The organism is Mycobacterium sp. 1245805.9 (genome assembly GCF_001672915.1).
Classification (GTDB): Bacteria; Actinomycetota; Actinomycetes; order Mycobacteriales; family Mycobacteriaceae; genus Mycobacterium.
In genome coordinates this window covers 1-2,980 of the sequence record NZ_LZKR01000191.1, presented here as the reverse complement: position 1 = coordinate 2,980, position 2,980 = coordinate 1, and the positions used below count along the sequence as shown (strand labels likewise).

The window sequence follows — 2,980 nt, the reverse complement described above, 5'->3', positions numbered from 1 at the left end:
GCACCACCTCGGTGCCTGGTGGCGCCCCGGCCCCGCCGGGCCCGCCGGCACCATTGAACAGGGAGAACAGGTGCCTGTTGGCGCCGCCGGCACCGCCGGCGCCGCCTTGCCCGCCGCCCCCGAGGATGCCTGGTCCGGCGTTTCCGCCGACCCCGCCGGCACCGCCGGGACCGCCGCCCAGCCAGCCGTTGGCTCCGCCGGCCCCGCCGTTCCCGCCGTTCCCGCCGACCACACCACCCCCTCCGTTTCCGCCGGCTCCGCCGTTACCGCCGCGACCCCACAGGCCCGCGGACCCTCCAGCACCGCCGGCGTGCCCGGCCCCGCCGGACCCACCGTTGCCGCCGTCGCCTATCAGCCATCCGCCGTCGCCGCCGGGTAGCCCGCTTCCGGGGGCAGCATTGGCGCCATTGCCGATCAGCGGGCGCCCCGTCAGCAGCTTGACTGGCCCGGGCGGCAATCCCGAGGTCACGCTCTGCAGTTCGCCGACCAATGCCGTCAACGGGTCGGCATTTGCCGCCTCCGCGCCGGCATACTGCCCGGCACCCGACGACAACGACTGGACGAATCGATCATGAAAGGCCGCTGCCTGCGCGCTGAGTGCCTGAAACTCCCGGGCGTAGCTGCCGAACAACGAAGAAATCGCCGCCGAAATCTCATCCTGCCCCGCCGCCAATAGCGATGACGTCGAGCCCGCAGCCGCCGCATTGGCCGACCTAATCGACGATCCAATGCCGCTTAAATCCGACGACGCTGCGGTGGCGATTTCGGGAGATATCAGGACGAAAGACGACATCTGCGGCTCCTTGCAATGTGAACGGCGCGAACGAAACACAAGTATGCGAAAATCTACGCTTTCAATTTGGTTCCAGGGGTGGTTTCGCCGCGATAGCGGCGCTGGTAGTTACTCACATTTCCTTCATGGTGGGGCCGCCGAAAAGCGGCGCGGCATTTTCAAAATCCCGGATCTACCGTGACCGCCGGCGTCAGGTCGACTGCCCGTCGCCGCCGCCGTTGCCGCCGATGATCAAGGCCTCGGCGCCGGAGCCGGCCACGCCCGTGGCGCCCCCGTCGCCGCCGAATTGGCCGACCCCACCACCGGCGCCTCCGGTCCCGCCCAGGTCGCCCTTGGTGCCGGCGACTCCAGGGACCGCGTGGGCGGGGTAGGCCCAAGCGCCGCCGCCGCCCCCGCCTCCGGGACCGGTGCCGCCGGTTCCGCCGCCTCCGCCGAACGCGAGCGGGGATGCGGTGGTGATCGCGTTACCGCCCGCGCCTCCCGCGCCGCCGGCGCCGCCGGCGTAAGCGGCCCCGCCGCCGCCTCCGCCGCCTCCGCCCAGGGCCATGTCCCCGGTCGACACCCCGAGCGCACCGCCGCCGGCGCCGCCGCCACCTCCGGTGCCGCCCGCCCCGCCGTTGGGAGCACCGGCGCCACCGGTGCCGCCGTCCCCGCCGAGCCCGAGGGCCACAGCCTGGCTGAGTTGTGTCGAGGCGGCGCCACCGGTTCCGCCCGTGCCCCCGTTGCCGCCCAGGCCGTTGTTGGTGCCGGCGATCCCGGTGGCGCCCGTGGCGCCGGCGCCGCCCGTGCCGCCGACCCCGCCGATCCCACCGTGTCCGCCCGAGCCGCCGTTGCCGGAGAACAGGCCCGCGTTGCCGCCCGCCCCGCCGGCGCCACCGGCGCCACCGGGATCGCCGGCACCAACAACGGCCTGGGCGGCAACGGTGGCACCGGCGGCGACGGCGGCACCGGCGGCACCGGCGGCGCCGGCGGCACCGGCGGTAAGGGCTCGGCTTTCGGTCAGGCCGGCGGCAACGGCAGTGGCGGTGATGGCGGCACCGGCGGCGCGGTCGGAACACCCGGCGACGGCGGCGCCGGCGCCGCGGCGGCCGCCGCCCACCCCGACGGCGGCATGGGTGGCAACGGCGGTAACGCCGGAGGAACCGCGGGCGCCGGCGGCAATGGCGGGGCGGCCGGGGGCACCGGTGCCACCGCCGGGGCAATGGGTGCGGCGGGGGCCGCGGCGAGCACCGGCGGTAACGGCGGCCAGGGCGGCGCCGGCTACGACGCAGCCACAGACCCCAGCGCCCCCGCCGGAACGGCCGGCGGAAACGGCGGCGCCGGCGGAAACGGCGGAACCGGTCCGAGCGGCGGAGCGGGCGGCGCGGGCGGCAACGGCGGCGCCGGCTCGGCCAGCAGCGGCACGGGCACCGGCGGAAGCGGCGGCAACGCGGGCGCGGGCGGCACCGGCGGCACCGCGACCGCTTCGACCGGCACCGCGGGCAGCGGCGGTCACGGCGGCAACGGCGGGGCGGGCGGCAATGGCGCGGCCGGCGCGGCCGACACCGGTACCGCCGGCGGCAACGGCGGCCAAGGCGGCAACGCCGGAGCCGGCGGCAGCGGTGGCAACGCGGCCGCCGGCGCCACCAACGGCAACGGCGGGGCCGGCGGGATCGGCGGCCACGGCGGCGCGGGCGGGGCGGGCGCCGACCTCCCCGGCGCGAGCACCACCGCCGGCAACGGCGGGACCGGCGGCGACGGCGGCAGCGGCGGGGCCGGCGGCGCGACCGGCACGGGCGGTATCGGCGGCGTCGCTGGCGACGGCGGTCGCGGTGGCGACGCGGGTGCCGGCGCAAACGGCGGTAACGGTGGCAACTCGACCCTCAACGAACCCGTCGCCTACGCCGGCGTCGGCGGCCAAGGCGGCGTCGGTGGTGCGGGCGGGCAGGGCGGCGCGGCCACCGCGGCCGGGGGCGTCGCGGGCCGCGGCGGCGACGGCGGCCACGGCGGCGCGTCGGGTGACGGCGGCGCCGCAAGCGGGATGATCAGCGTCAGCGGCAACGGCGCCACCGGCGGCAACGGCGGCGCCGGCGGCACCGGCGGCGCGGGGGCGCCCGGCGGCGTGGCCGGGGGCGCGGCCCCCGCCGGCCCCGACGGCTGCGGGGGCGGCGGCGGCACCGGCGGCAACGGCGGCGCCGGCGGCACCGC

Annotated in this window: 2 protein-coding genes and 1 pseudogene; 1 reads left to right on the top strand and 2 read right to left on the bottom strand. The window is 78.1% G+C overall.

Features of this window, described 5'->3' with window-relative positions; all coding sequences use genetic code 11:
* On the bottom strand, positions 1–793 hold a 793-nt coding region (locus A9X00_RS24985; RefSeq protein WP_156772284.1), incomplete at its 3' end, for a PE family protein.
* A 190-nt stretch (positions 794–983) separates the two neighbouring features.
* Positions 984–1,463 (bottom strand): hypothetical protein, encoded by a 480-nt coding sequence (locus A9X00_RS32620; protein ID WP_156772283.1) that lies wholly within the window; start codon positions 1,461–1,463, stop codon positions 984–986.
* A 12-nt stretch (positions 1,464–1,475) separates the two neighbouring features.
* Here A9X00_RS32620 and A9X00_RS30975 point away from each other — a divergent pair.
* Positions 1,476–2,980: pseudogene (locus A9X00_RS30975) on the top strand (PE family protein); the annotation flags it as partial.